Raw genomic sequence first — 25960 nt, 5'->3', positions numbered from 1 at the left:
CGCCATATCATGACCCAGACTGCCCTCACATACCGTACGAACCGGGATCTGTTCTCCAACCACTACCTCACCGACCATCTACGTGATACGGAACCTTGGAGCGAGGTTGACGACGCTGAGGTTCGGGGGGTCTACAATGAGATACGCGACCTCTACGAGGAGAAGCGGCATCGCTTCAACGACGACGACTACAACGAGGCACAGCTCGAGCGGAACTTCATTCGGCCAATCTTCGAGATTCTCGGTGTCTCCTACGAGATCGAGGAAACGGTGGAGCGGAACGCGCGGCGGCCGGATTACGGCTTCTTCAAGACCGATGAAGCCGCTGACGCCGCGTTCGACCGGAACGACTTCTACGAGGAGGCAATCGCGGTCGCCGACGCAAAGCGCTGGGGGCGGAAGCTCGACACTCGTGGTGAGGAAAGACGCGACTTCGAGAACCCGAGCTACCAGATCCACGCCTACCTTCAGGAGACGCCGACAACTTGGGCAGTCCTGACGAACGGGCAGAAATGGCGACTCTACTACGGTCCCACGAGCCACCGGCTCGACTCCTACTACGAGATCGACCTGCCGACCCTGCTCCAGCACGTCGAAGACGGCGGCAGTCTGGAAGACTTCAAAGACTTCTACCTCTTCTTCCGCAAGGGGGCCTTCGTCGAGGACACGACGGGTAGCTCGTTCCTCGACGACGTCTACGAGGAATCGAGCGTCTTCGCCGAGGCCTTGGGCGAAGACCTCCAAGACAACATCTACGAGGCGATTCGCGTCCTCGCAGAGGGGTTCCTCGACATAAACGACGAACTCGACGAGGAAGACCTCGAACTGATTCACGACAGTTCGCTCATCTACCTGTATCGGCTGATCTTCGTCCTCTACGCAGAAAGCGAGGGTCGCGATCTGTTACCCACGGATAACCCGATATACCGAGAGAGCTACAGTCTGAACAATCTCAAGCAGACAGTCGCCGAAAACCGGGATGAGACCCAGCAGCACTACCAGTCTTGGCAGACTAACCTCTGGGACCGGCTGGAAGAGCTGTTCGTCCTCATCGATCAAGGGAGCCACGGGAAGGGCATCCCGAAGGACGACCTATACATTCCCGCCTACAACGGTGGTCTATTCCGGACTGACCCCGATTCAGACGATAGTGAGGAAGCCCAGTTCCTCGCGAGTTACGAAGCAGGCGATGCGTACCTGGCTGAAGTCATAGATCTGCTTGCGCGTCGAGAGGCCGACGACGGCGAAGGCCAGGTGTTCGTCGACTACTCGTCGCTCGATGAACGCCACCTCGGGTCGATTTACGAAGGGCTGCTTGAATACAAGCTTGATGTCGCTGATGAACCGCTCACTATCGAAGATGGCGAGTATTCCCCGGCTGGCGATGGTGACGATATTGAGGTGTCGCAAGGCGACGTGTATCTTCGAACGGATGCTGGTGAGCGCAAGGCTACCGGTTCGTACTACACGCCCGAGTACGTCGTTGAGTACATCGTCGATGAGACACTTGAGCCTCTTATTGACGACATTCAGAAGGACCTCATGGCACAGGATCCATTCGATAAAGAAGGCGGCGGTCAGTTCGCCGAGGATTTCGCCGATCACGTTTTCGACCTGAAGGTTCTTGACCCAGCGATGGGCAGTGGCCACTTCCTTGTCAACGCTGTAGACTATCTCGCGAGAGAAATTATTGATGCGCAAGAGCGGCAGGATCAGCAAGCAGTCAAGGCGGGTAACGAAGAAGCGATCAGTGAGCCGCGTACCGAGGAAGGAGAACTTCGCGACATTAATTGGGCACGCCGCAAAGTCGCCCAGCGCTGTATCTACGGTGTAGACCTGAATCCTCTCGCAACAGAACTCGCAAAGGTCTCCCTGTGGCTTCGCACGTTAGCTGCTGAACAGCCGCTGGCCTTCCTTGACCATCACCTCAAGACGGGGAATTCGCTCGTAGGTAGTGATATTGAAGATGTCCTCGATAACGGGGAGTCCGCTACAGCTGACGGTCAGCTTACTCTCCAGCAGTCTTTTGCTCGTACACGGCAGCAGGCTCTGGAGCATGTCATGGACCGCTTCCAAGACTTGTTGTCCATCGACAACGAGACGCTCGAGGACATCAAAGAGATGGAAGAAGTATACGACGAGGTACGTGAAGACCCGCTTTATCGCCATCTGTTAGCTATGGCTAACGTACACACGGCTGAGAAATTCGGGCTCGATGTTCCGGGTGACGCATATGAGCGTATGGCAGAGGCGCTTAGAGACGATTCGTGGGAGGGAATAGAAGGCCAAGGATGGTTCAAGAGTGCCCAAGCTATGGCCGAAGAAGAGGAGTTCTTCCACTGGGTGCTTGAGTTCCCGGTAGCATTCTACGACGAGGACGGCAATCGAAGATCGGACAGTGGTTTCGACGCAGTAATTGGAAATCCACCGTACGTGAAGATCCAGAACCTTCGGGGATCCGCCCCAGAACTAGCTGAGTATCTTGATCAGGAGTACGAGACATCCACTGGCCGATTCGACCTGTACGCCCCCTTTGCAGAGCGGGGAAGACAACTAGCCAAGGAGCAACGACTGGCCTACATCATACCGAACAAGTTCTTTGAGTCGAGTGCTGGCGAGGGTCTTCGGAAATATCTCTCGCAAACGAATGCAGTGCGTCAGATTCTGGATTTCGGTCATCAACAGGTGTTCGAGGGTGCTACCACTTACACCTGCGATTCTCTCCCTTGGGAGCTCGAGTACCTTCGAATATGGACAGGTGAGAAAACCACCAAACCAGACCCGGGATCTCTATGCTGTCGAGTTTACAGAAATCGACGCTGAGGAACTAGACGAAGATCCATGGATTCTTACCGGACCCAAGGAGCGAAAGCTCTTGCAGAATATCGAGGAACGTGGAGTTCCACTCAGTGAGCGTAGTGAAGCAATTTCCGAGGGTATTGTCTCTGGGGATAACGACATACTCTTTGTCGAATTACTTGAAGTCGGCGAGGACCTAACTAAGGTCAGGACCCAAGTAGATGACGAGGAGCGTCTTCTTGAATCGGAAATAGTACATCCACTCGCGATGGGCGACGAGATTAACCGCTATACAACCCCTTCAGCTGGGATGGGTGTCATCTATCCCTATCAGGAATCGGCAGATGGGACGACCCCGATTCCCGAAGATGTTCTAGAAGAGAAATACCCGCGTTCCTACACTTATCTTGACGAGTATCGAGAACGCCTTTCCAGCCGGGGAAGTGAATCGATGAATTATCCCATGTGGTATTCACTCTGGTGTCCGAGAGAGAAATCTCTCTTTGAATCGAAGAAACTACTCACCCCCGATATTTGTCAATACCCGAAATTCACGATCGACGAGGAGGGTGCGCACTACTTCGCTGATACTATCTATGGGTTGGTTCCGGAGAACAACACTGAATCAGAACGAAAGTTCCTGTTAGCTCTACTAAACAGTAAACTTACGTGGTTTTACGTTTATTACACAAGCCCAATTCTGCGGGGTGATTTCCGCCGGTTCAAGACGTCGTATCTCGAAAAGGTCCCGATCGTCCCTGAACAACCATCTCATGGAGAGAACGATGGGGAGTCCGTTGACAAATTAGTGGAAAATAATCCTGCTGAAGCACTCGCTCAGCTCGGCGATAAGCTCACCGTGCTGACCGACCGCCGACGTTCCCTCAACCTCGCTCTTCTCGACTATCTCGGCAACTATACTGAGGGGCCAAAGCTACCGGACCTCGGGCTCTTTCAGCCAACTTCATCGAACATTCTAGACGCCACAGCTGAAGACTATGAGAACCTCCAAATTGAGAGCGTAAAGACTGAACGCGACGGGCGTCGCGTCACGGTCTACGCAACGGCGCGATACAAACCCGAAGACGAAGATGAGTACGAAACTGACCAATGGGGTTACACGGAGACTGACTACCGAGAGGCGTTCACGCTCGCCGATCTCTCCGAGCAGGAGGCCGCGCTGGTCAAGGCATTTGTGCCCGTCACTGTTGAGAAGGGAAATGGATTCGCCGACTTCCGAGACAACGCGACGAAGAAGAATTCCCTCATCGACCGGCTAAAGAACATCACCCTGCCTGATCCTGATAACGTTAGCGACGATATCCAGCGTTACATTGAGGTGAAGCAACGGGCCGAGGAACTTGACGGGAAGATCGAGAAAACGGACCAACTCATCGACGACATCGTTTACGATCTCTACGACCTAACAGAGGACGAGATCGAGATCGTCGAAGAAGCCGTGAACCATGACTACTGATTGTGATTGCGGCTTCGAAACCGACGACCGCGTGAGCTTCGCTGGTGGTGAGGGTGAGGTCCTCAAGATTACCCACCACGACAGCGGTGCGTGCCTCCTCCAGATCGGAACGGACGAGGGCAAGGTCGAGAAGCGCCCCAGCACGATGGTCGAGAAACTGGACACCGGCAGCGATCTGCTCGCGAAGGGCGACTTCGACGCTCCCGAACACTTCGACCTGCGCCTGAAGGCCGAGGAACTCAGCCTGGCACACCGTCAGGACCGGTTCGTCGCTCTCGAAGGGAGTCGAATCGACATCGAGCCCTACCAGGTACAGGCCGCACACGAGATCCTCAGTTCCTACGACCACCGGTATCTCATCGGCGACGAGGTCGGCCTCGGGAAGACCATCGAGGCGGCCATCGTCATCGAGGAACTTATCGCGCGCGGCCGTGCCGAGCGCGTCCTCATCGTTACCCCTGCACCGCTGACCGTCCAGTGGCAGCAGGAGATGCAGGAGAAGTTCGACCGCGACTACATCATCTACGACCGCGACTACGTCGACGCCAAGCGCCAGGCGAGCCCCAACCAGAACGTCTGGAAGCAGGACGACCGGATCATTACGTCCATCGACTTCGCCAAGCAAGACGACATGCTGGCCGCGCTGAAGAATCTCGATGAGGAGTGGGACGTTGCGGTCTTCGACGAATCTCACCACCTCACGGCACGCCGGCGTAGCGACAACGCTGTCGATAAGACCGATCGCTACCGCGCCGGTGAGGCAGTCGCCACCAACAGCGACGGGCTGATTTTCCTAACCGGGACGCCGCACAAGGGCAAGACCGACCAGTTCTACTTCATGATCTCGTTGCTCGACCCGTACCGCTTCAGGGACGAGTACGACATCAACCCGGACAAGCTGGACGACCTGATGATTCGCCGGCTGAAGGAAGACATGTACGAGGAAGACGGGACGCCCATGTTCCCGGATAAAAACATCGAGACTCTCCCCGTCAACTTCACCGAGGAAGAGAAGGAGCTCTACGACGACGTCACCGAGTACATCAGCGAATACTACAACCTCGCCTCCCGGGAGGACAACGACGCGGCCGGCTTCGCGATGGTGATCTACCAGAAGCGGCTAGTGTCGTCGATCCACGCGATTCGTAAGTCGCTGAAAAGCCGGATGGAGAGCATCCAGGCTGGTGGTGTCGATCCCGACGAGCTCTCCTCGCTTGTCAAGAATCTCCTTCCCCAGTACCGGGAAGATCCCGACATGCTCACCGACGCGCAGCGTGAGCGGGTCGAGGAGGAACTCGAAGGCCTCTCAGTGTCGAACGATCCCGAGAAGATCAAACAGGAGTACAAGATCGTCCAAGACCTGTACCACCAAGCAAAGCGCATCGACGTCGACTCCAAGGCTGAAGAACTCAGAGATTTCGTCGAGGGGATCCTCGAGAAGGATCCCGACGAGAAGATCCTTGTCTTCACCGAGTACACGGACACACTAGAATATCTCCGTGACCGGGTGTTTTCGAACCGTGACGTCGCCGAGGTCTATGGCGATCTGAGCCAAGAGAGGCGGCGGCGTGAGCTGGAAAAGTTCGAGAACGAGGCGAACATCATGCTGGCAACGGACGCCGCTCGGGAAGGACTGAACCTCCAGTTCGCCCACATCATGGTCAACTACGACCTGCCTTGGAACCCGACTCGTATCGACCAACGTATGGGTCGACTCCATCGCTACGGGCAGGAGAACACAGTCGAGATTAAGAACCTCTTCGTCGACGATACCCGGGAAAGCGACATCCTCCAGTTGCTGATAGAAAAACTCGACGAGATCGAGAACACGCTCGGGATGAGTTCCGACGTGCTCGGCCTCGTTCTCGACGATGTCGATCTTGAGGACCAGATCATGTCTGCGATCGCAGACCGCAGCGAGGCCGACGTGGTTGCCGACCAGATCGACAGGACCATCGATGAAAAAGAGGAGGCACTCAAGCGTATCGAGAACGAGTTCCTCATCCGGGATCACTTCGACCTAGAGGACGAAGACCGAGAAATTCTCGACATTATCGAGGCAAGTCGCGAGGAGACTGTGAGCGAAGACGACGTCGAGTTCCTCGTCCGGACCTTCTGTAGCGAGTACGGTGGCCGGATAGTGAACGTTCGACGGGGGCCAGCAGAGGACGGGGGAGACGTCTTCGACCTCGTTGTACCCGACGTGATCAATGGTGGTGATGTTCAGAATCGCTATGATGGAGCCACCTTCGACCGCGAAAATGCCATCGAGGACGACGACATCGAGTTCATCGCCCTCGACCACCCGGTGGTTCAGTCCACGATGGAGTTCTGTATGGACACAGAACGTGCCGGCGGACAGACCGCGATCAAAACCGGCGGGAACGATATGGATACTCCAGGCCTACTGTGTAACTTCCGCATCGGCTACCTCTCGGGTACTGGGGAGACCGTTACGGAACGCATGGTACAGGTGTATGTCTCCGTCGATGGGAGGCCAACCACCGAACAGATCGATATTACTGGTAGTCTTCCGTCATCCAAAGCAGCCGAATACTCCAGTATCGAGAGAATCATTCAACAATCAGGTGACTTGGTAGTTGAGGCTGAGACGGAAGCCTGGCAAATGGTGGAAGACCTTGCCGAGGAGGCCCGCAAGGATCGAGAGCGCGAGGTTGGAATCAAGCGGGAACACGCGGAGCGATATTTCGAGTCCCGTCTCGAGGAGGTAGAAGAGCGTCTCGAACGCTTCGAGGCGCGTGATCAAGAACCAGATTCTGACATGCGCGCTGCTATTGGACAAGAGCAGCGACGGCTTGAAGACCTCAAACAGGAGCGTGAGGAGGAATTGGCTCGCCTCGCCGAGGATGAACAGGTAGTCCCAGAGGAGCCTGAACTCGTAAATATGGCAGTAGTGATTGACGCATTCAGGGATTGACGCTATACAAGACGGCGAGAGAAGGGGTATGAAGTTTTAGAAGTTTCACTGCGAGAGGCGTGAATGTGGTTCTCGTTTCTGTCAGTGAGATCGATACTCCAAAATTCAAAACGATTCCAGCGGATATCACGAATCGCGAGGCCGTTGAGAGGATACTCTCGAAAAACTACTTCTTGGTGGGGCTGACAAAGGTAGTGGTATACACGGAACCGCAAAAACACCCACTTGTTTAATATAATAGCACGTCCTCGAAAAAGTGAGCGAAACCGGACCCTCAGACGCAGCAATCTACGCCCGACTTTCGACATCGGATCAGGACGTCTCTCGGCAGCTCGACGAAGCACACAAACACCTGGAGCGTCTCGGTGTCAAAGACGTCGAAGAGTATCCCGAAATCGTCTCCGGCGCCGCCGACACCGACACTCGCGAGGTGTACAACCAACTCCTCGACGATGTCGAGACGGGACGGTTCGACCTCGTGGTCGTTCACGAAATCAACCGACTTTCTCGCCTCGGCCCGACTGAGATTCACGAGTTCATCCAACACTACTTAGAACATGACACCGGCGTCGAGGCCCTCGACGTCGGGTTAAAGATCCACGTCGACGACGGCGAGCTCCAGCAGACATCATAAGCGTTGGGTAGAAGTCCAACACAGAATACCAAACCGATCGACGTTAGCCAGCCGTAGCTCGACCGGCGCGTCCAGTGGAGTTCTTAACCAACAGATTTCTGTGGAATTCCCGGTTTGTTGGTTAAAATAGATATTCTCCGGCGACACCAGATCCCATCACACATCGAGCACACCAGCGACTGTGCCACCAGCCACGACTACGCCCGCGACGACTACGATACCGTAGATTAGACCTCAGCTAACGCAAACGGATACACTGGCCCACTCCCGGCGTCACGAAGCACAAACGCCGATTCAGTAAATGCCCAGCGAGAGTCGACAAGATCGTTGACAACCAACACTGGACCGCCCTGAACGTCATCTGTAGCCGTCATCGTGTCTTCGACGTTCCACCGCTTCTGATACGAGTTGGCAAACTCCTCGCGGGGCTGTACCGTACCAGTTTGCTCCAGTGCTTCAACATACGGGAGATCGAGGCTCGCTGCGATTTGCTCAGCAAGCGCTGCGACTTGCCCAGTATCGTCCCACAGCGGAATCGACGTCACCCAGGCCGGCGCAGGCGACGGCCCCCACTCGTCGAACAGTTCAACGGCAGCCGAGACAAGCTCCGCACTGTACTGGCCAGAACCCCGTTGCTCACGGACACGTGCTCCCCAGCCAGGATCATCCAATGCCGCCAACACACGGCCGTCCTCCATGTTGCGGTCATCATCGATTACCGAGCGCCCGCCATCCTGCTTCGGCAAGTAGTATTGCGAGGAGATCTCACTGGTCGAGATACCTTTGAAGTGGTCAACTGCGACATCGATCAACTCCCGCTTCTCGACAGTCGATGGAACAAATTCACCAACACAGTTGGCGCAGTGCCCGCAGTCCGCCTCAAGTGATCCGTCTAACTCATCGTCGATGAACCGCGTGAGACACGCATCGGTCGCCGCAAACGATTGGATTCGCTCCAACTCATCCCATCGATGCTGCGTAACTGACTCAATGCGCTCGTGGTCGTACGACCAGTCTTTGGTTGTCCGCTCGTACCCGTTCTCGCCTTTGTAGATGGCATTCTCGACTCGCAAGATGTTGAGACAGGTATCTACAGCACCCCAGCCGACGTTGACGTGTTTGAGCAGTTCGTATTTGTGGAGTTGAGTGTCGCTGGCCTCGATCGTGTCAAGCACCGCCTGGAAGGCCTCCGGTTCGGGGAAGGCCTGCTCGATGAAGTACTCAGCCACCTCATCGTCACTCTCGCCGCTCAGCATGATTGCCTCCGCTTCATCGAGCGCCCGCCCAGCCCGCCCGATCTCCTGATAGTATCGGATGAGGTTCGGTGGCCGTTGGAAGTGGATGACCCACCCTAAATCGGGCTTGTTGAATCCCATCCCGAGTGCGTTCGTGGCGACGAGGGCGTCGACGTCATTTGTCATCAACTGGGATTCAAGCTCTCGGCGGCGGTCGCCGTCGAGGCGGCCATAGTATGGCTCTACATCGTGACCGAACTTCTGGAGCCACTCGGCTACGAGCTCGACTTCATCAGTCGTCAGGCAGTAGATGATTCCTGAGCCATCGAAGGAACCGAGATTTTCAGCAAGCCAAGCGAGGCGCTCAGCCTTCGAATCCATCTCAATGGTCTGGATACGGAGTGAGTCGCGAACCAACTCTCCGCGAACCGCATCGAGGTCCGGCACTTGCGTCGTGATATCATCGACGACGCGGTCGTTGGCAGTGGCCGTCGTCGCTGCCACCGGAATATGTGCCGGCAACTCGTTGAGAATGCGGCGAATTCGACGGTAGTCAGGCCGGAAATCATGGCCCCAATCAGAGATACAGTGGGCCTCGTCGACGACAAGCAGCCCGAACTCCTCGTCCATCTCTAAGAGGATCTCCCTCTTGGAACTGCGAATTTGCGAGTCGCTCTGGTGAAATGAGGAGGACATCACACTCCCCCTCGACGATCGCGGTCTTTGCCTCGTCCCAGTCGTCGGTGTTGTTGGAGTTGATTGTCCACGCAGAGAGTCCCAACTGATTCTCCGCATCTTGGACTTGGTTATCGGATCAACGACAACAGCGGGCTCACGATGAGTGTTGGGCCAGCACCTTGCTCTCGGCGAAGCTTGGTGGCCGTGAAGTAGACCGTACTCTTGCCCCACCCCGTCCGCTGGACTAACAACAGCCGATCGTTGTCATTGACGAGCCGGTCGATAGCCTTCCACTGTTGTGGCCGAAACTCTGCGTCAGAACCGATACTTCGCTCCAGCAGTTCCTGCGCCCGGGCCTTCGGCACACGCTCCGTGTCATTTGGCTGTGCTTGCTGAGCGGCTGGCCGCTCAACCTGTTGACCCGTGGAATCAGTTCCTGGAGTGTCAGGATCCGAGTGGCGGGCAGGCTCTTCACACTGTCCCGAGTCCTCTTCGGTCCCGTCATCAGGGTCGGTAGTCGGCATCCCGGCAGTCTCTCCAGTCGCACCCTCGTGCCCCTGAGACGGCGTTTCATCCGTCTCAGTCCAATCTTCGACAGTCTCACGAAGAGCTGCCGCCACGCTATCACCAACATACTGGGCCGCAGTAAGCGCGTCAACAGACGCCTCGGTGACATCACTTGGCGTCTCGAAGCCTTCCTCACCCAGCATATGGTAGTACCTGATCGAGTAGCCGCCTTCTTGAAGCGCTTCAGCCAGCGGCGATGGCGTGAACCATTCAATGAGCGATCCGACGGCTTCCTCCGGTGGTATCCCGACAGGTGCAAGGTCCCCATATGCTGTCGCGACTTCACTACGAGGCACATCCAGCCCGTCCGCCAGGTTTGCCAGTAGCGTTCCCTCGCTCTCGCATGCTTCATTGGCTACTGCCCAAATACAACGGCAGGTTCGTTCTCCAAGCTGTGTCGAGCGTGTCAGGGTGAGTAACGACGCTGCGACAATCTCGTCTACACGCTCAAAGCCAGCCTCGGAGAGTGCTGAAGCACGTTTGGGACCGACGCCAGGAAGATCCGTCAGCTCTGTTGATTGCGTTGTCGAGTCGTCAGTATCGACCGTCCCAGCGTTCCCATCAAGCATCGCTGTACGAAACTCGTAGGAGTGCTGATACCCGATAGCAGGCCACGAGTGCGCCGGGTCACTCTCACTACTTACATGGTGGATGACCTGACTTAGTGTGTCTTCGAACCCGCAGCCAGAAACCGGACACGAAACTAAGCCTGCCATCGATATCTCTACGGTCAGATGTGAGTAGACTGGCTTATGTTTTGTTGTACAAAGAGAAAATTCCAGTATTCAAACCATTCTGGACGGCCCTGTGGGCGAAATGACCGAGGAGGTCCAAGCTTGTCACCACGACGGAACCGCGTCGCAGACAGTAGTGCCGGTAGGTGTGAGGAAGTATGCCCGGTCAAGCCGGACGGTATCCTTCACCGTCAGTCGAACTCGAGCGCGGCCGTGAGTGCCGCCTTCGCTCCCTCGTGAATGCTCGCACCGTGGCCAACGAGAATGTGGTTAGGATCCTACTCAGTGAGCTCTTGGGGCGATTCTTCTACTGCTGGATGAATGCCATGTGCGTCACCGTCATCCCGGAACGACGGGAGTGTGCCGAGGGGTTCAGGAACACGTGAACTACCCCACCCTACTCGCTCACGGCTTGCGCCGTTCGCTCCTTGAGGGTGGGGCTTCCTGTTTCGATGACGCGATTTGTAGATACCGAATGAGTATCCGTAGGGAGCGAGTTGTCTCTTTTTTCAATCGTGACTTCTTTGATAGAGGCTTCGTCAGGGATCTCGCGGTGATAGCAGATTTTGATGTCACCGACTTTGGAGAGCCAGAGGGTCGCACGCCGGCTACTCGTTTTTTTGAGTTCGAAGCCGGACTGCGAGGTTGAGTAGGGCGCGTTAGTTGACTAGGGCTGCTGTCTCGTATTGACTATGAGAGCTAAGTCTCTGTAGGTATAAATCCCCGGAGTACAATTCTCGAATTGAGGAATTGTACGACTACTCTTTTGTATCCGTGATCGAATAACCGTATGTTCCTGAATGCCCTTTCCAGCGCTTTGCTCTCGGGGGGGTCCCTGCTGCTCTCGCCGGAGATTGCAAGCCGTGCGCAGTTCGGCTGGACGATCTCCGTTCACATCATTTTTGCTTCCCTCTCGGTCGGCCTCGCACCGTTCGTCGTCTACTTCACCTGGAAACACGTTCGGACCGACGACGAGCGGTTCACCCGGCTACAGTCGTTCTGGGTGAAGGTGTTCGCCGTCGGATTCGTCATGGGGACCGTTACTGGAATCCCGATGAGTTTCCAATTTGGGACAAACTTCCCACAGTTCGCCGAAGTGGCCGGAGAGATGATCGGGGGGCCGCTCGCCTTCGAAGCGAAGATGGCCTTCTTCCTTGAAGCCGTCTTCCTCGGAGTGTTGCTGTTTGGTCGCGAACGGGTCAGCGACCGGACGTACGTCTTCTCGTCGGTACTGGTAGGGGTGGGGGCTTGGCTGTCAGCTTTCTGGATCTTGATCGTCAACGCGTGGATGCAAACTCCACAAGGCTTCGAGATGATCACTCGTAACGGCGTAGAGGTCGCGAGGTTAACCGATCCCATTGCCGCGTTCTTCACTCCACGGATGCCCTGGATGTACGCACACATGGTCAACGCGTCGCTGATCTCCGTTTCGCTGCTGGTCGCCGGCGTCTCGGCGTACATCGTCTGGAAAAAGCGTGATGCGGCGGCTTGGAACTCGGCGTTGCGACTGGCTGTGTTGATACTGCTCGTCTCTGCACCGCTTCAGGCGGTCCACGGCGATGCCTACGGTCGCCATGTCGCGGACACACAGCCGCAGAAATTCGCGGCCATTGAAGCACACTACGAGACCGGTACGGCCGATCTACACCTGCTCGCGTTCCCGAACAGTGTCGACGCGATCACCGACCCGAAAGCAGAGAACCTCGTTACCGTAAGTCTTCCCGGCGTCGGATCGTTCCTCGCTAGCGGAGGTGATTTCGATGCCGAAGTACTCGGGTTGAATGAGTACGAAGAGAACCCACCCGTGGCGATCGTGTTCTGGTCGTTCCGGTTTATGGTCGGACTCGGATTTCTGTTCATCGGGCTGGCGCTCTGGGGAGGGTATCTCGTCTATGGCAGACGTCTATCGGAGAGCGTTCGGTATCTGAAGACGATGATCGCCGCGTCGCCGCTGGGCTACGCGGCGTTGCTCACGGGGTGGTACGTCACCGAGATCGGTCGGCAACCGTGGGTTATTCAGGACGAACTCAAAACCAGTGAAGCCGTCTCGTCGACGTTGACAGGGACGGAAGCGACGCTGACGCTCGTCGGATTCGTCGTCATTTATGTCGGGTTGATCGTGGTCGCACTCCACGTGCTGCGGTGGTTAATCGAAGACGAACTCCAAGAACTCGGTGTGGAAGTATCGAACGACGATCGCTGGTACGGGCCAGTTCCGAAGGTGATCGACGATGACTGAGTCGATATCGCTCACGGACGCGTATCTCGTCGACGCGCTCCCCGAGATATGGTTCGTCGCCGTCATGTTCTCGCTGGCGATGTACGTGGTTCTGGACGGATTCGACTTCGGGATAGGGATGCTGTACGCGACTCGGACAGATGACCACGAGAAAGAGACGTTTCTGACAGCGTTCGGTCCGGTGTGGGATGCTAACGAGGTGTGGGTCGTTGCTTTCGGAACGATGCTGCTGGCAGCGTTCCCACGGGTGTATTCCCGGGTGTTGGCCGATCACTACCTGATCGCGATCGGTTTCGTGCTCGCGTTACTCTTCCGGGGCCTCGGCCCGGAACTGCGCGAACAGCGCACCGATGAGCGCTGGAAGCGGTACTGTGATTACTCATTTATCGGTGGAAGTTTCGTAGCGCCGCTGTTATTCGGGACCCTCGCCGGTCGGTGGGTGTTCGATGCGCCGACACTGTCGTTGCCAGCACTGTTGACCGGTGCTGGTCTCGTTACTGTATCCGTCGTCACAGGGGCGGCGTTTTTAGCAGCGAAGACCGGGCCAGCAGTAGCATCGGACCTGCGAAAGTACGGAATCACCGCGACGCTTGCGTACTTCCTCGGGGTAGTCGCTCTGTTAGCGACCGTCGTCGTGACTGACGCGGGAGGCGCCGCTGACACGGTCCTCTCGCTGCCTGCGGGTGGGATCGTCGTCGCGTCCGTCGTCGCGGGAATAGGTGGGAGCGTCTTCGCCCGGCGCGGCGAGTACCGCGCCTGGCTGGTGAGCGCGCTGGCGCTTCCCGCGCTGTTGAGTCTGCTGGTCGCGCTCCTGTTGTATCCGACGATGTACCCGCCAACCGGCTTGACGATTCGAGAAGCGGTCGTCTCGCCACTCGCGTTAAATCTCGTGACGCTCCTCGGGTTCCCGTCGCTTCTCCTCGTGCTGTGGTACTTCAAATTCCTCTACGGAGTGTTTAGCGGTCCGATCGAGGGCGGCGGCTACGAACCGTGAACACTTCTGTCCTCGTGGGGTTGAGGTGGACAGGGACGCGAACACGGCGTTGAACAATTTATTTGGCTCTGTTGAAATGCCTGAAACGTCCGATCGCTGAAAGGTGCTTATTGTTCGTTCTATTTATTGTCAACATGTATTCTCCGAGAACTTCACACGCAAATCACCCTCTATCGGCTTCGTTGAAATTCTCTTCTTCAGACACATTATCGACTGAAACAGCCGGTCGCTGAAGAGTGTGAATTGACCACCGATAATTCTACCAGCTCAGAGAGATGCTCTGAGAGGTTGCGAATATTTCAGAGTAAGTCTCTCCCCTGTACTGGGAGAACTCTCAAACCATTGTATTGACCGCAACCGGAGCGAAGTATGTCACTTTCTGAAGACTTCAACAGCGCCGAGTAAACATATATACATCGAACCAGTAACAAATCGGTATGGAAACACGGGATGCTGCGTATTCGCTCGTCCCACTTCTAAAGCAGCCTCGAATCGATCCAACTGAGCAGATTGAAATCGACCTGTATATCGTCGGGAGCGGCGATGTCAGGACAGCACAACTCTTTGTCGTCCATTCGCATCCAGATCTTGTCTCCGATTTTGGAACAATCGACTCAAGTCTTGCCCCACTCACTGAACAAGAGTATGACCCTGACGAGGGTATTCTCACGGGGGAGGCTGCTGAAGATAGTGAGTACACCACTACGAATGAACTCGTCCAGAACGGCTGTCACTTCCCACTGTCACCTGTACTCTTCGGGTCGCCATCCACGAATCGTGACTTGACGCTCCCGTTTGGAGCTAGCTATCTTGAACAAAAACACAACGGCGATCCACCAATCACGTACACGGTTCCGACTGATAATTCGGTTGCGCCAGGCGAATACACTCTCCACATGGTACTCTCGTATGAGACTGGGACTGGCGAGATTAAACAGGACGCACACAAGATTCCGGTCCATGTCCGGAATACTCGTGAACAACACAACCGAGGGATAACTATTGCCCGCTACGCGGCTGCCATCCTCGCACTCTTGTCGCTGCTCGTGACCGCGGCTGCTGCGCTGATTGAAGCAGGACTCGTCTGATCGGGCCTATCAAGATCTGTATGGAGGCCTACACCATCACGCACGGAACATTCAACCCTGTAGTTCGTACCAATCACGGAGGAGTCGGGCTTCAAGCGTCGACAGCTGCTTGGTCACGGCCGTATCTGCGAGTTGATACAGATGTTTCCGGCCAGTTGACCCAGCATCCTCAACAATCCCCTGTTCAATCAGCTGTTCGCGATGGTTATTCACCGCGCCGCGACTTACCCCCGCGATTGTTGACCAATCTTCGATACTGAGTGCGTGGTTTGGCTCACTGAGAACTGCGGACAGACCAGTTTCGCCTCTGGATGGTCACCAAACACCCACGTTAGTGGCGTGTCCTCGGCATACGGCTCAGCAATCTCTTTTTCAGCAGGTGGCTGAGGCTGTACCTCTCCTGTTGGTAACTCACCCGACTCCTCGTATGTACGAGAAAGCAGCGTCGCCTCAAGTTCCCGCAGGAGCTCAACAGCTTCCGTTTCGCCGAGCCGGAACAACTCACGTTTTCCCGAGCTTGTAGCGACCTCGATTACACCACACTCGACCATCGATTCCAAATAAGACGGGACAGCCGGTCGTGATACACCCGTTAGTTCAGCAATTCCTTTTTTATCAAGTATCGTGTCAGGCTCACTGAGAAACCCGGCTACCACTTTCACTTCTGGGTGAGCGCCGAATACCCACGTGAGTGGCGTGTCGTCAGCATACGTACCGTCGTGCTTCGGAATTGGTCCAACCGCCGAATGTGGATCGTCTGGAGCCATGATATGTACGCGTCCGCAGGGATACACCACACAATAGATGCCAGACACTTAATGGTTTCTGGTACAGCAGGCTTGAACACTCTCAATGTATTTTATGAGGGGCTTACCTCTTAGAAAAATTTTATATGTCAGACGACATCACGTACACACGGTTCAGCGATGGCACACGTCCCAAACGGTCTTTTTTCTGATGATGATACGATCTTGGCAAAAAAGATTATCCGAAAGCTTGGGATGAAAGGCCACGACAAACAAACTCCAGCCACGAGAGGACAGATCCGATCGTATCTTGTCTCATCTCCCACGCCAAAACGGCTGAAGCGGATTCTGCGTACACTGATTCAAAATAGCCCTCCAGTTGGAGGCACGATCAAGCGCGACAAGATTTGGGTGACAGAAGCCTACTTCAACAACCCTATCGTCGAATTCTAACAAGTAGCCCCCCGACCGGCGAACAGTATCTAGGTGGGTTAGGGCTCGGGCATCCACTCTGTGTCTGCCCCACAGCGGTCGGCAAATTGCATCGCTGGCTCAAAGGCGACCAGCTGGACATTGTTCCGATGTCCACCACCGTACATCGTCACTGGAACTCCTGGCTTCCGAGCCATCGTCTCAAGCAATGTCTTCACTCGACCCTGCTTGTGTGTCGGAAACCACCCTGCGACGGTAGTGATCTGTTTCTTGTGACTCCCCAGCACTCGCTTGCGGAGTAGCTTGTACACAATTTGCCCCGCAAGGCGAGCATCTTCTTCGGTGTCGAACGGGTGGTGGGAAATTTCGGGGATTGTCACTCACCGTGGTTGGGGATCGTTAACACTCCTTTGGATAAAAGTGTTTTGAGAGCATTCACACAAGAACTTCCTTAGGACAAAACTTTTCACCCCACCCACCAATAGGCCGAATGTGAGTCGCCTCACGTGCTGGCTCCCCAAACAAGCACTCCCGAAGCAGAACTAATGCGCATGAACCATGACCACACTGCGGGAGGCGACTTTGCGACGGGCACTTAGACCATGTTCCACAACCTCATCGATAACCCGACGGCGATGCTCCCAACGGCGGCGACGATCACGTCGAAAATCAACAACGGGGCGCGTTTGCGCAATCACTTGCCCGTGAACCGGGCTCGTGAGCTCCGCGCCACGCTCACCAGACGTTTCGCACCAAACGACACTGGTGGGAACAAAACGAGCAGTGAGCGGTCACAGCGAGAAGCGTATGCAGAGGACACGCCGCTGACGTGGGTGTTTGGTGACCATCCAGAGGCGAAACTGGTTGCGACGTTCCTCAGCGAGCCACAAACCACGCTTGATGTCAGTGACCTCAGACAGCTCAGTGGCGTGGACGATGAGGCGGCCTTAGAACGTACACTCGCGCAGCTTGAGCGTCATGACGTAATCGTCTGTGATCGATCTGGCGAGGAGACAGTTGCGTGTACGGTCAATGAGGGTTCGCCATCGGTTGAACAGCTCCGTCAGACTGAGCAGGTGTTGCTTAGTGAGTGGCACAATCATTGAATCCTTCCATCAAGCATGTCGGGGAATACAACGGGATACTAGCCGGGCGTCAGTCGTCGGCAGCAGAAGCCTCAGCCTGCCCCAGCCAGAGGTTCGCATATGTCCCTTCGCCTACAACCAGTTCTTCGTGACTGCCCTGCTCGACGATCCGGCCCTGATCTATGACAGCGGTCTCGACCTCAAAGTGAATATTTGACCTGCTACATTTGTCCAGAATGTTGCCCACCAGATTTCACGGTGATAGCTGATTCATCTGTATTGACCCCACTTGGTGAGGACATGTCACTTATTGGGGATTCAACAGAGCCATAATTGACATCCTCTGCAAACAAAGCCGGAGGGGGATGTCAAGTTTTCCACCACACAGACCCCTCGATTAGGGGTGTACCATTACTCGATAGAAATTTCGAAACGTGCACCGCCATGAGCATTGTTTGCGGTTGTGGCTGTCCAGTCGTGTCGGTTGGCGACCTCCTCAACGATGCTGAGGCCGAATCCTGTCCCGCTGTCAGATGTCGTGTACCCGGCGTCAAACACGTTTTCCCTTACTGACTCGGGAAGGCCAACCCCATCGTCGGCGACGTAGAACCCGTCCGCTGTGTCTCCGACTGTTACTGTCACGCCTGGCCCACCGTGCTCGATTGCGTTCCGAAGGAGGTTGGTCAGGAGCTGCTGGAACTGATTGCGATCTGCCTCGACTGTCCGATCGGTCTCGATATTTACTGTCGCATCTGTCGCCGACAGTGTCTCCCAGCTGGTTTCGACAAGATCCGATAGTTGGATGGGCTCCAGTGTCATCGCTTCCTCACCGGTTTGGGCGAGAGTCAGCAAATCCTCAATCAGCGAATCCATGCGGTCCAGCGCATGATCTATGTCGTCGATGTGATCGCTGTTGCAGTCCTCACGCAGTAACCCCAGACGTCCCTCTGCAACTTGTAGCGGATTCCGCAGGTCGTGGCTTACGACGCTCGTGAATCGGTCCAATCGCTCGTTCTGCTGGACGAGCTCTCGTTCGCGCCGCTTCTGCTCGCTAATATCGCGGTCCATCGCCACGAATCGGTCCTCCCCGTCCAGATTCAGACGGATGAGATGTACCTCGATGGGGAACGTCGATCCGTCCTTTCGTTCGAGTTCCCCTTCGAACCGGTGCGGGGTATTTGGTTGGAGCGTGTCCCAGAACGACGCCGCTCGCTCGGGATTGGCGGTCGGGTCGATGTCCCAGACATTCCGTCCTAGGAGCTCCGCTTCAGAATAGCCGAGCTCGTCACACAGCCGCTGGTTGACGTCTCGCATCACGCCATCGATGTCATGGGTGGCGAACATATCCGGGGAGTGTTCGAACAGTGCCTCAAGCCGTGCACTATGTGACCGTAACTGCTGCTCGTCCTGTTTGCGATCCGTGACGTTATCTTGGAACCCGACAAAGAAGTCCAACTCTCCATCCCCATCGAACAGCGGTGCGATGCGGACGCGGTTCCAAAACACAGTCTCATCCTTTCGGTAGTTCCGTAACTCGACGGTCACCGATTCCTGATTATCGATCGCAGTCCGAAGTTTCTGAACTGGTTCATCAGCAGTTGAATCGCCTTGAAGAAACCGACAATTCTGCCCGACAACCTCCTGTTTCTCGTAGCCAGTGAGGTCGGTGAATTCGTCGTTCGCGTAGATGATCGGATTATCCTCTTGATGGGGGTCCGTTAGGATAATTCCGATGGGCGCTTCATCCATAGCTTGCTCTTTTGTAGACAGATTTGTTCCGTCGATGTCAGCCGCTGCTTGTGGACTGAGCGTACAGATGAGTGAGCTGTCCCCAGTGTATGAGAGGGTATGTTCGATGTCCAGTTCGTCGCCGTTCTTTCGGACGAATGTCGTGGTCCCGTGCCAGCGGCTGTCGCGTGCTTCTGGGAGGAGTACGTCGTAGACATTATCGATCTCGTCGTCGTGGTAAAACGTCTCCCAGTGGAGACCGATGAGCTCCTTCCGAGTGTAGCCGAGCATTTCTGCGACAGGCGGTGTTCGCGTACTCAATATAGCCATCTTCATTGAGAATACTGATTCCGTCCTGAGCAGTCTCGATGGCTTCGAGGCCACGGTTCATGTACCGTTCAGCTCGGTACCCTCCGACCGCATTTTGGATACGATTGGCGAGGACGCTGTACTGTTCCGTTCCGCCTGCTTTTTGGAGATAATCGGTGACTCCGGCTGTGATGGCTTCGCTGGCGATCTCCTCGCTTCCTTTCCCAGTGAAGAGGATAAATGGAAGCTCGGGGTGAATCTCCCGCACTCGTTCTAAGACCGTCAAACCGTCTAACCCCGGCATCTCATAATCGCTTACGACACAGTCTACAGAGCAGTCCTCGCTCTTGAGGATCGCAAGTGCGTCACGGGGGTCGTTTTCGGTGCGAACGGAAATGGTGTCGTGGTCGCGCTCAAGGAACGTCGCGACGAGATCGGAGAAATTTGGCTCGTCGTCAATGTGGAGAACCTCAATAGATTGTGAATCTCGGAATAGTGTTGAGCCCGGGACGACTCCGCCGTCATCGATCATAGTCACATTCATATTTCAAGTGGTAATGGTTCTACTGGTCTGTTTCTAGATGGCTGTAGCAGTAGAACGTGGTACGTGTGGCTCGCGATATTCGTCGTCCTCGCCGCCGTCAAGTACGGATTGCGTCAGCACTACGAACTCGGTAACGGGCGACTCCGAAACCTGCCGCCGGTGCCGTTGAGTCGACGAGCGACCGCCCTCGTGGCTGCTACGGTCGGGGGTATGTTCGGCGTCGCGTCGTGGCGTGGATAGTGAGAATTGGCGTGAACCCCCCGGGATCGTTCCTATTCCTGCCATGACGACCGCGCTCGCTGCAGCAGTCCCGGTTGGTGCCGCCGTCGCCAGCGGACTGATCGCGCCCGCTGCGTGTTTCCTCGCGCTGGTCGTGCCGGTCCTCTTGAACCAGACATTTGTCGGCGGCGAAGGCGGACCGGTATTTCTCCTTCTGCTCGGTCCTATTGCTGTCGGCTTCGCGATCGTCGGCCTCCTTGAGAACGGCCTCCGATCGCAGCTTTCGGGGTGGTTCGACGATATCAGTAAGGCGGACAGATGACCCGGGCGCCCCTCTCACCGTCGTTCGCCGACGAGCGATGGAACCGGCGCTCGCCGTGCTAACCGTGATACTCGCTCTCGTCTGGATGACGGAACCCTGACTCGTGTTTGACACCGGTATTGTTGCGACGATCGTCGGCCCCGTGTTCGTCCCTGTAACGCTTTTCGTTCCGGGACTCCTTGCGGTCTCGGTACTTGCTCGCGTGGTGCGACACGGTTTGAGACTCGTGTCGGCGTACGTCAGCTCCGGTAACCGGGCGCAACGCGACGAGACGATCCCCCGACGGATCGGAATGTCGCTCGTACTCGGTGCGCTTGCCGGCTACACACTCTGGTGGGTGATCGCGAGCGTGTACGTCCTCGCCGTCGCTGACACTGGCAGCGTGATGCTCGCCCCACTGGTCGCACTCGTCGCCGGCAGCGTGCTCGGCGTGCTTCTCTCGGGCGAACCGTATTGGGGTGACTTCGGGCCAGCAGAGATGTCGCTCACGTACAGAGTAGCGCAGAGTGAAGATGTGGGGAGTGACGGTGGACACCACAATGTTGTCGGTGATGAAATTCTGTTCGGCATCTTTGCTGACCACATATTGACAGACGTATCCCGACTGCGGCAGTCTACTCTGAAATCCGAAAGCGCGCTATCTCAGCTGACCCACACGTGGGACACTCATCAGCACTCGATGTAAGGTCCTCACCGCACTGACGGCACTCCACGACGACTTCTGTCTCGTCACCGGGCAGTAGCCGAGTAAGTACTGTGCGGACACTCATGGGTTCGGAAGTTTTGGTGGGTGTGAGTTAATGCTACTGGTGGTCTACATCCACCGAAAACCTGGTGCGTGCGGCCCGCAATACCGCCAAAAGCTTAGGTTCAAGCCCGGTAATATCCATTTGGAAGGAACACTGTCACACGCTCCTTCCACTTTCCATGAACGCTGACGAATCGTTCCTCGGTCGGTGCCCGGAATGTGGTGAGGACATCTCGGAAGCGTGGATTCTTGTTGAGTACGAGAAGGAAGACGGCACCGAGGGGGTGTGGGCCGAATGTTCGGTATGCGAAGACGTTGTAGCGCCGGAGTAGCCCACAGACAGCAGAATAAAGTATTCGTCGTCGTGTACCCAGCGTAAGGTCTACAAATGGAGATTTCAGAGAAATTACATTGTCTGTTCTCAGACAGTGTCGAAGAGCGTAACGGGTCGTATGTTATTGAGGTACCAGAACAAGAGCTTCGCCTGGGTGATCTAGAGGCGGACGAAACGTACCGTGTCGCTGTGTTGCCGTCACCCACCACCAGCGAGATCAACACTACTGACGACGATTCACAGTCCGAGCAAGTGCCACAGACGCCCCCTGTCGAGGAAGGCGAACAACGCACTGTCGAAATAGAAGATATCGGTGACCAGGGGGACGGAATCACCCGTGTTGAGCGCGGTTTCGTCGTTATTGTTCCCGACACCAAACAGAGTGAGCGTGTCACTATCGAGATCACCGATGTCCGCGAGAATGTCGCCTTCGCGGAAGTTGTTGATCGCATTAGCTACTACGAGTAGTCTGGAGCGTTCATTAGAACTGTACTTCGAAGATCAATAGTTATTTCAAAAGTTGAATACGTAACACGGAGTATGTATGATCTTACGGGCTTTCAGCGCGACTTGTTGTACGTAATCTCCGGTCTGGATGATCCACACGGGCTCGCAATCAAAGACGAACTCGAGGGTTACTACGAAAAAGAGATCCACCATGGTCGGCTCTATCCGAATCTCGACACACTCGTTGAGAAGGGACTTCTCGAGAAAAGTCAGCGAGACCGTCGGACCAACGAGTACACTACCACTCGTCGTGGCAACAGAGAAATTGAGGCGCGAGCAGAATGGGAAGCTGAGTACATCGAACACGACGGCTGAACCGTCGCGATCGAGAACAGCCTAGCTTCGTCGCTTCACACTCTCGATGGCAAGGATAGTCTGTGCCGCCGTGTCGTCGAGTACCTCATACATCTGGAGGTTACCAATAATCCGGTAAAAATTAAAAGTCGTACTCGATTGCCCATGAAGCACGATCTCTCTTCATTTCGAAGATAGTCCTGATTCCCGCTGAAAACACGCGGAACGACTTTAACGAATTCATTGAGCAAAACGAACAGAACGAGGAAAACGAATAAATTGAACGCATTCTGAGAAATGAACTGGTAGAGGATGAACTGGATGCCCCGTACACGATGAACAAAACGCGAGAAACGAACGTAATGAATGGAACGAATGCGTTGATGGCAACGAGTGTATTTGCTTCAATGAGTGGAACGAACACTTAGTTTTAACATCGTAGTATTCCTCTCACCGAGTGAAACACCCTCTCCGAACCAAACGAGCAGAACAAGCTAAATGAGCAAAACGAATGAAACGAACGCAACGAGGTAACTGAAGGAATGACCGACACCAATACCGCACGAATCACGGTGGCGAATCAGAAGGGAGGCGCGGGGAAGACAACCGACGTCATTCATACTGGCGGCGCACTCGCCGCCCGAGGCCACGACGTCCTCTTGGTGGATATCGACTACCACGGGGGGCTCACCTGCTCGCTTGGCTACAACGATCTGTACTACGACACCGACCGCACAACACTGTTCGACGTCCTCGACTTCGACCAGATGGAGTCGGTGAACGACATCATCGTTGAGCACGAAGAATTCGACATCCTCCCCGCGAGCGAGAAGCTCGCGAACAACAAGAACATCCAGACGCTGCTTGAGGCGCCGAAGAGTCGCGAGCGGTTGGAGATGACTCTCGACGAAGTCGACAAGCACTACGACTACATCATCGTCGACACGCCACCATCCCTGAATGTCCTCACCGACAACGCCCTCGTCGCGACCGGCAACGTCGTCATTCCCGTCATTCCCGAGAAGCTCAACGCCAACAGCCTCCAGATTTTCGCAAAGCAGCTGAGCTCCCTTGAACAGGCGTACGGAGACATCAATCGGCTCGCGATTGTCTGTAACCGTGTCGAGCAGAATAGCGAGCACCGTGCTACCATCGAAGAGATCAAATCGGCGTACTCGCTCCCTCTCTTCGAAATTCCAAAGCGGACCGATCTCTCTCAGTCGATTGGCGAAGGGGTATCCGTCTTCGGCTTCGGTAAGGAGAACCAGCGCGTCGAGGATGCACGCGACCTGTTCAACGAGATCGCCGACCTGTTCGACGAGACGTTCGTGAAGACTGCGCCTGAGGAGGTGGAAGCATGACCGACGGCTGGGGTGATGCTTCCGGCATCGAGGGCAACTACGAAGAGGAGGACGACGAGGACGATTCCAGCGAAACGAGTGAGGTGAATGAAACGGTGGAAACCAGTTCATCGACCAAAACGACCGAATCGACTTCAACGAGTGAAACGAACGAAACGAGCAGAACGAAAACGAACATCAAGGACGAGTGGAACGGGCGGACGATCTACATTCCCGACGATGTCCTCGACGAGATGGAGGACACCTACCTCGAGTCTCAGCTGAAACTCCGCAAGGCGGGCCAGGATGAGTTCAAGAAGAACCGGCACTTCTACCCGCTACTCGTCCAGTTTGGTGTTGAGGCGCTCTCTGAGGCGGATGCTGAAGAAATTCAGGCTCGACTTTCGGAGTTCGGCGAGGAGTGACGCCGCGCAGAACGAGGCGCAACAGTAGTTGAGACCGATCGTCTCAATCGGATATGCTAAGACATCTTGCCGTTTCGCTTAGTATCCACACCGAAGCACCAGACCTCAGGAGCAACAGAGATCACAATAGAAGAGACTGTCACCTGATGCGATTCTGTCCTCGAATTACGCTAACCATTCTTGTGAGCTGAGTTTCGCAAAATCACTAATTGTGGAGGAACCGTACACGGCTTTGATGACGGATCGGACGCCGAGAAACGCAGACGCTCCTAAGAAGCAGCGACCAGTTTGGTCGCGTCTTCGTCGCGTATTTCTATGGATAACCAATCTCAATTTCTGGGTCATTGTCGGCGGGTGTGGGATGCTCGGAGTGATAGCGATACAGACCGAGCAGTTCAGTTCACTCGCGGTCGTTTTCTTCCTGTTGGCTGGAATCCTGCCGGTGGTCTTCCAGACAATTGAGAGTGACGAGGATGCGCACGGATATGACTACGAAACTAACCACGGCGAACGCAACCGCTACATCGTTTCTGTACTTGGATGGAGTATTACTCCCTGGGGGATCCTCACACAGATCCTACAGCTCAGCGGCCAACTTGTCACGATGATCCGATACCGGCGGCGCTACCCGAACCGTGAGCGTCACGTCCCCGAAACTGCGCTGTCGCCCCCATACGACGGTCAGTGGACGGTTATTAACGGCGGGGTTACTGAGGAGACTTCACACTCGTGGGTGCTCATCGCGCAACGCTACGCCTACGACTTCGTCACTACTGACGACGACGGTGCGACTCACACCGGCGATGGCACCGAACTGGAAGAGTACTACGCGTTCGGTAAGCCGGTTCGCGCACCGGCGTCCGGGACGGTCGTGAAAACGAAGGATCGACTCCGAGACCATCCGCACCCGGGGAGTGGCTGGTTGGAGTGGCGAACCTGGGACATCCGCGGCAACCACGTCGTGATCAAACACACCGATGGCGAGTATAGCCTCCTCGCGCATCTCCGGAAGGGTAGTGTCGCTGTCTCCCCCGGTGACAACATCGAGCGTGGAGCGGTGGTTGGCGAGTGTGGCAACTCAGGGCATTCCGGCGAACCACACCTCCACTACCAACTCCAAGACCGGCCGACTTTCTGGACAGCTGCCAGTCTCGTGCCCTCGTTCCAGGATGTCGCAGTGTTCCGTGAAGACGACCGGCGGGACCACCACGAGTTCTACCAGTCCGTACACGAGGAAACCGCTGTGGGGTATCTCTGGGCGGGTGACCGTGTGTCGAACAGTAAGTGATGCTGCCGGCGTTCAGCGCGTCCCGCTGCCCTGTCTTCCCGAGTCCGTCTCCTCGGCTGTGAAGAGCCAGTAGCCTGCCAAGCCGAGCACGGCTTCGAGTGGGCCAATAAAAATGGCTCCGAGGGTAAACAGGAAATACACGACTAATCCGTAGTCGTCCGGATCAAATTTGCGTAGCATGACGAGTAGTGATAGTACAGCCGCCAATGTAGTCGTTTTGCGAACTCAATTTCACAAGCGGTACTGCCAGACAGGG

General features: G+C 55.6%; 21 protein-coding genes and 2 pseudogenes. 17 read left to right on the top strand and 6 right to left on the bottom strand.

What is annotated here, in order from left to right; all coding sequences use genetic code 11:
- Positions 1 to 9 precede the first annotated feature (9 nt).
- The 5 genes from ACODNG_RS16435 (at position 10) to ACODNG_RS16415 (ending at position 7848) form a co-directional block, all read left to right on the top strand.
- Positions 10 to 2823 (top strand): Eco57I restriction-modification methylase domain-containing protein, encoded by a 2814-nt coding sequence (locus tag ACODNG_RS16435; protein WP_434523197.1) that lies wholly within the window; start codon positions 10 to 12, stop codon positions 2821 to 2823.
- A complete protein-coding gene (locus ACODNG_RS16430) occupies positions 2759 to 4276 on the top strand; it encodes a TaqI-like C-terminal specificity domain-containing protein (protein WP_434523196.1) in 1518 nt (505 codons plus the stop codon). Before ACODNG_RS16435 ends, ACODNG_RS16430 begins: the two co-directional genes overlap by 65 nt.
- The gene (locus tag ACODNG_RS16425; RefSeq protein WP_434523195.1) at positions 4266 to 7214 is read left to right on the top strand and encodes a helicase-related protein; all 2949 of its coding nucleotides are present in this window, start codon (positions 4266 to 4268) and stop codon (positions 7212 to 7214) included. Before ACODNG_RS16430 ends, ACODNG_RS16425 begins: the two co-directional genes overlap by 11 nt.
- A gap of 65 nt (positions 7215 to 7279) precedes the next feature.
- Complete coding sequence (locus ACODNG_RS16420) at positions 7280 to 7447, top strand: hypothetical protein (RefSeq protein ID WP_434523194.1); 168 nt, start codon at positions 7280 to 7282, stop codon at positions 7445 to 7447.
- Positions 7448 to 7470: 23 nt separating this feature from the next.
- Positions 7471 to 7848 (top strand): recombinase family protein, encoded by a 378-nt coding sequence (locus ACODNG_RS16415; protein ID WP_434523193.1) that lies wholly within the window; start codon positions 7471 to 7473, stop codon positions 7846 to 7848.
- A gap of 227 nt (positions 7849 to 8075) precedes the next feature.
- Here ACODNG_RS16415 and ACODNG_RS16410 read toward each other — a convergent pair whose 3' ends face one another.
- From ACODNG_RS16410 to ACODNG_RS16400, 3 genes and pseudogenes are all read right to left on the bottom strand, one after another.
- A complete protein-coding gene (locus tag ACODNG_RS16410; RefSeq protein ID WP_434523192.1) occupies positions 8076 to 9713 on the bottom strand; it encodes a helicase-related protein in 1638 nt (545 codons plus the stop codon).
- Between the two features lie 176 nt (positions 9714 to 9889).
- Positions 9890 to 10897 carry a helix-hairpin-helix domain-containing protein gene (locus tag ACODNG_RS16405; RefSeq protein ID WP_434523191.1) on the bottom strand — a complete coding sequence of 336 codons (1008 nt, stop codon included), beginning with the start codon at positions 10895 to 10897 and terminating at the stop codon, positions 9890 to 9892.
- A 670-nt stretch (positions 10898 to 11567) separates the two neighbouring features.
- Positions 11568 to 11705 (bottom strand): annotated as a pseudogene (locus ACODNG_RS16400) (RNA-guided endonuclease TnpB family protein); the annotation flags it as partial.
- A gap of 147 nt (positions 11706 to 11852) precedes the next feature.
- On the opposite strand from ACODNG_RS16400, the gene ACODNG_RS16395 reads away from it, so the two are divergent.
- From ACODNG_RS16395 to ACODNG_RS16385, 3 genes are all read left to right on the top strand, one after another.
- Positions 11853 to 13301: a cytochrome ubiquinol oxidase subunit I gene (locus ACODNG_RS16395; RefSeq protein ID WP_434523190.1), complete on the top strand. Its 1449-nt coding sequence runs from the start codon at positions 11853 to 11855 to the stop codon at positions 13299 to 13301.
- The gene (locus tag ACODNG_RS16390; protein ID WP_434523189.1) at positions 13294 to 14295 is read left to right on the top strand and encodes a cytochrome d ubiquinol oxidase subunit II; all 1002 of its coding nucleotides are present in this window, start codon (positions 13294 to 13296) and stop codon (positions 14293 to 14295) included. The genes ACODNG_RS16395 and ACODNG_RS16390 overlap by 8 nt, the downstream gene beginning before the upstream one ends.
- 437 nt (positions 14296 to 14732) lie before the next feature.
- Positions 14733 to 15383 (top strand): hypothetical protein, encoded by a 651-nt coding sequence (locus tag ACODNG_RS16385; protein ID WP_434523188.1) that lies wholly within the window; start codon positions 14733 to 14735, stop codon positions 15381 to 15383.
- Between the two features lie 224 nt (positions 15384 to 15607).
- On the opposite strand, the gene ACODNG_RS16380 is transcribed toward ACODNG_RS16385, so the two are convergent.
- Positions 15608 to 16150: a helix-turn-helix domain-containing protein gene (locus ACODNG_RS16380; protein ID WP_434523187.1), complete on the bottom strand. Its 543-nt coding sequence runs from the start codon at positions 16148 to 16150 to the stop codon at positions 15608 to 15610.
- Positions 16151 to 17163: 1013 nt separating this feature from the next.
- Between ACODNG_RS16380 and ACODNG_RS16375 the strand changes: the two genes are divergently transcribed.
- Positions 17164 to 17667, top strand: a complete 504-nt coding sequence (locus ACODNG_RS16375) for a hypothetical protein (protein ID WP_434523186.1) — start codon at positions 17164 to 17166, stop codon at positions 17665 to 17667.
- A 49-nt stretch (positions 17668 to 17716) separates the two neighbouring features.
- Here the strand turns inward: ACODNG_RS16375 and ACODNG_RS16370 are convergent, their stop codons facing one another.
- Together ACODNG_RS16370 and ACODNG_RS16365 are read right to left on the bottom strand one after the other, a co-directional pair.
- Entirely contained in the window at positions 17717 to 17893 is a 177-nt protein-coding gene (locus tag ACODNG_RS16370; protein ID WP_434523300.1) for a hypothetical protein, read from the bottom strand.
- A 164-nt stretch (positions 17894 to 18057) separates the two neighbouring features.
- Positions 18058 to 20215 (bottom strand): annotated as a pseudogene (locus ACODNG_RS16365) (PAS domain S-box protein).
- Between the two features lie 295 nt (positions 20216 to 20510).
- On the opposite strand from ACODNG_RS16365, the gene ACODNG_RS16360 reads away from it, so the two are divergent.
- From ACODNG_RS16360 to ACODNG_RS16325, 8 genes are all read left to right on the top strand, one after another.
- Positions 20511 to 20768 carry a hypothetical protein gene (locus ACODNG_RS16360; protein ID WP_434523185.1) on the top strand — a complete coding sequence of 86 codons (258 nt, stop codon included), beginning with the start codon at positions 20511 to 20513 and terminating at the stop codon, positions 20766 to 20768.
- Between the two features lie 103 nt (positions 20769 to 20871).
- Entirely contained in the window at positions 20872 to 21453 is a 582-nt protein-coding gene (locus tag ACODNG_RS16355) for a hypothetical protein (protein ID WP_434523184.1), read from the top strand.
- Between the two features lie 242 nt (positions 21454 to 21695).
- On the top strand, positions 21696 to 21848 hold the full coding sequence (locus tag ACODNG_RS16350) for a hypothetical protein (protein WP_434523183.1): 153 nt from the start codon (positions 21696 to 21698) through the stop codon (positions 21846 to 21848).
- Between the two features lie 56 nt (positions 21849 to 21904).
- On the top strand, positions 21905 to 22318 hold the full coding sequence (locus ACODNG_RS16345) for a TRAM domain-containing protein (RefSeq protein WP_434523182.1): 414 nt from the start codon (positions 21905 to 21907) through the stop codon (positions 22316 to 22318).
- A gap of 72 nt (positions 22319 to 22390) precedes the next feature.
- Complete coding sequence (locus ACODNG_RS16340; RefSeq protein ID WP_434523181.1) at positions 22391 to 22672, top strand: helix-turn-helix transcriptional regulator; 282 nt, start codon at positions 22391 to 22393, stop codon at positions 22670 to 22672.
- 521 nt (positions 22673 to 23193) lie between these two features.
- Positions 23194 to 24012 (top strand): ParA family protein, encoded by an 819-nt coding sequence (locus tag ACODNG_RS16335; RefSeq protein WP_434523180.1) that lies wholly within the window; start codon positions 23194 to 23196, stop codon positions 24010 to 24012.
- Entirely contained in the window at positions 24009 to 24416 is a 408-nt protein-coding gene (locus tag ACODNG_RS16330) for a hypothetical protein (protein ID WP_434523179.1), read from the top strand. The genes ACODNG_RS16335 and ACODNG_RS16330 overlap by 4 nt, the downstream gene beginning before the upstream one ends.
- Positions 24417 to 24651: 235 nt before the next feature.
- Positions 24652 to 25704 carry a M23 family metallopeptidase gene (locus ACODNG_RS16325; protein ID WP_434523178.1) on the top strand — a complete coding sequence of 351 codons (1053 nt, stop codon included), beginning with the start codon at positions 24652 to 24654 and terminating at the stop codon, positions 25702 to 25704.
- Positions 25705 to 25960 lie beyond the last annotated feature (256 nt).

The organism is Halorubrum sp. AS12 (assembly GCF_051122765.1).
Taxonomy (GTDB): domain Archaea; phylum Halobacteriota; class Halobacteria; order Halobacteriales; family Haloferacaceae; genus Halorubrum; species Halorubrum trapanicum.
This window is presented reverse-complemented; position numbering and strand designations above follow the sequence as displayed.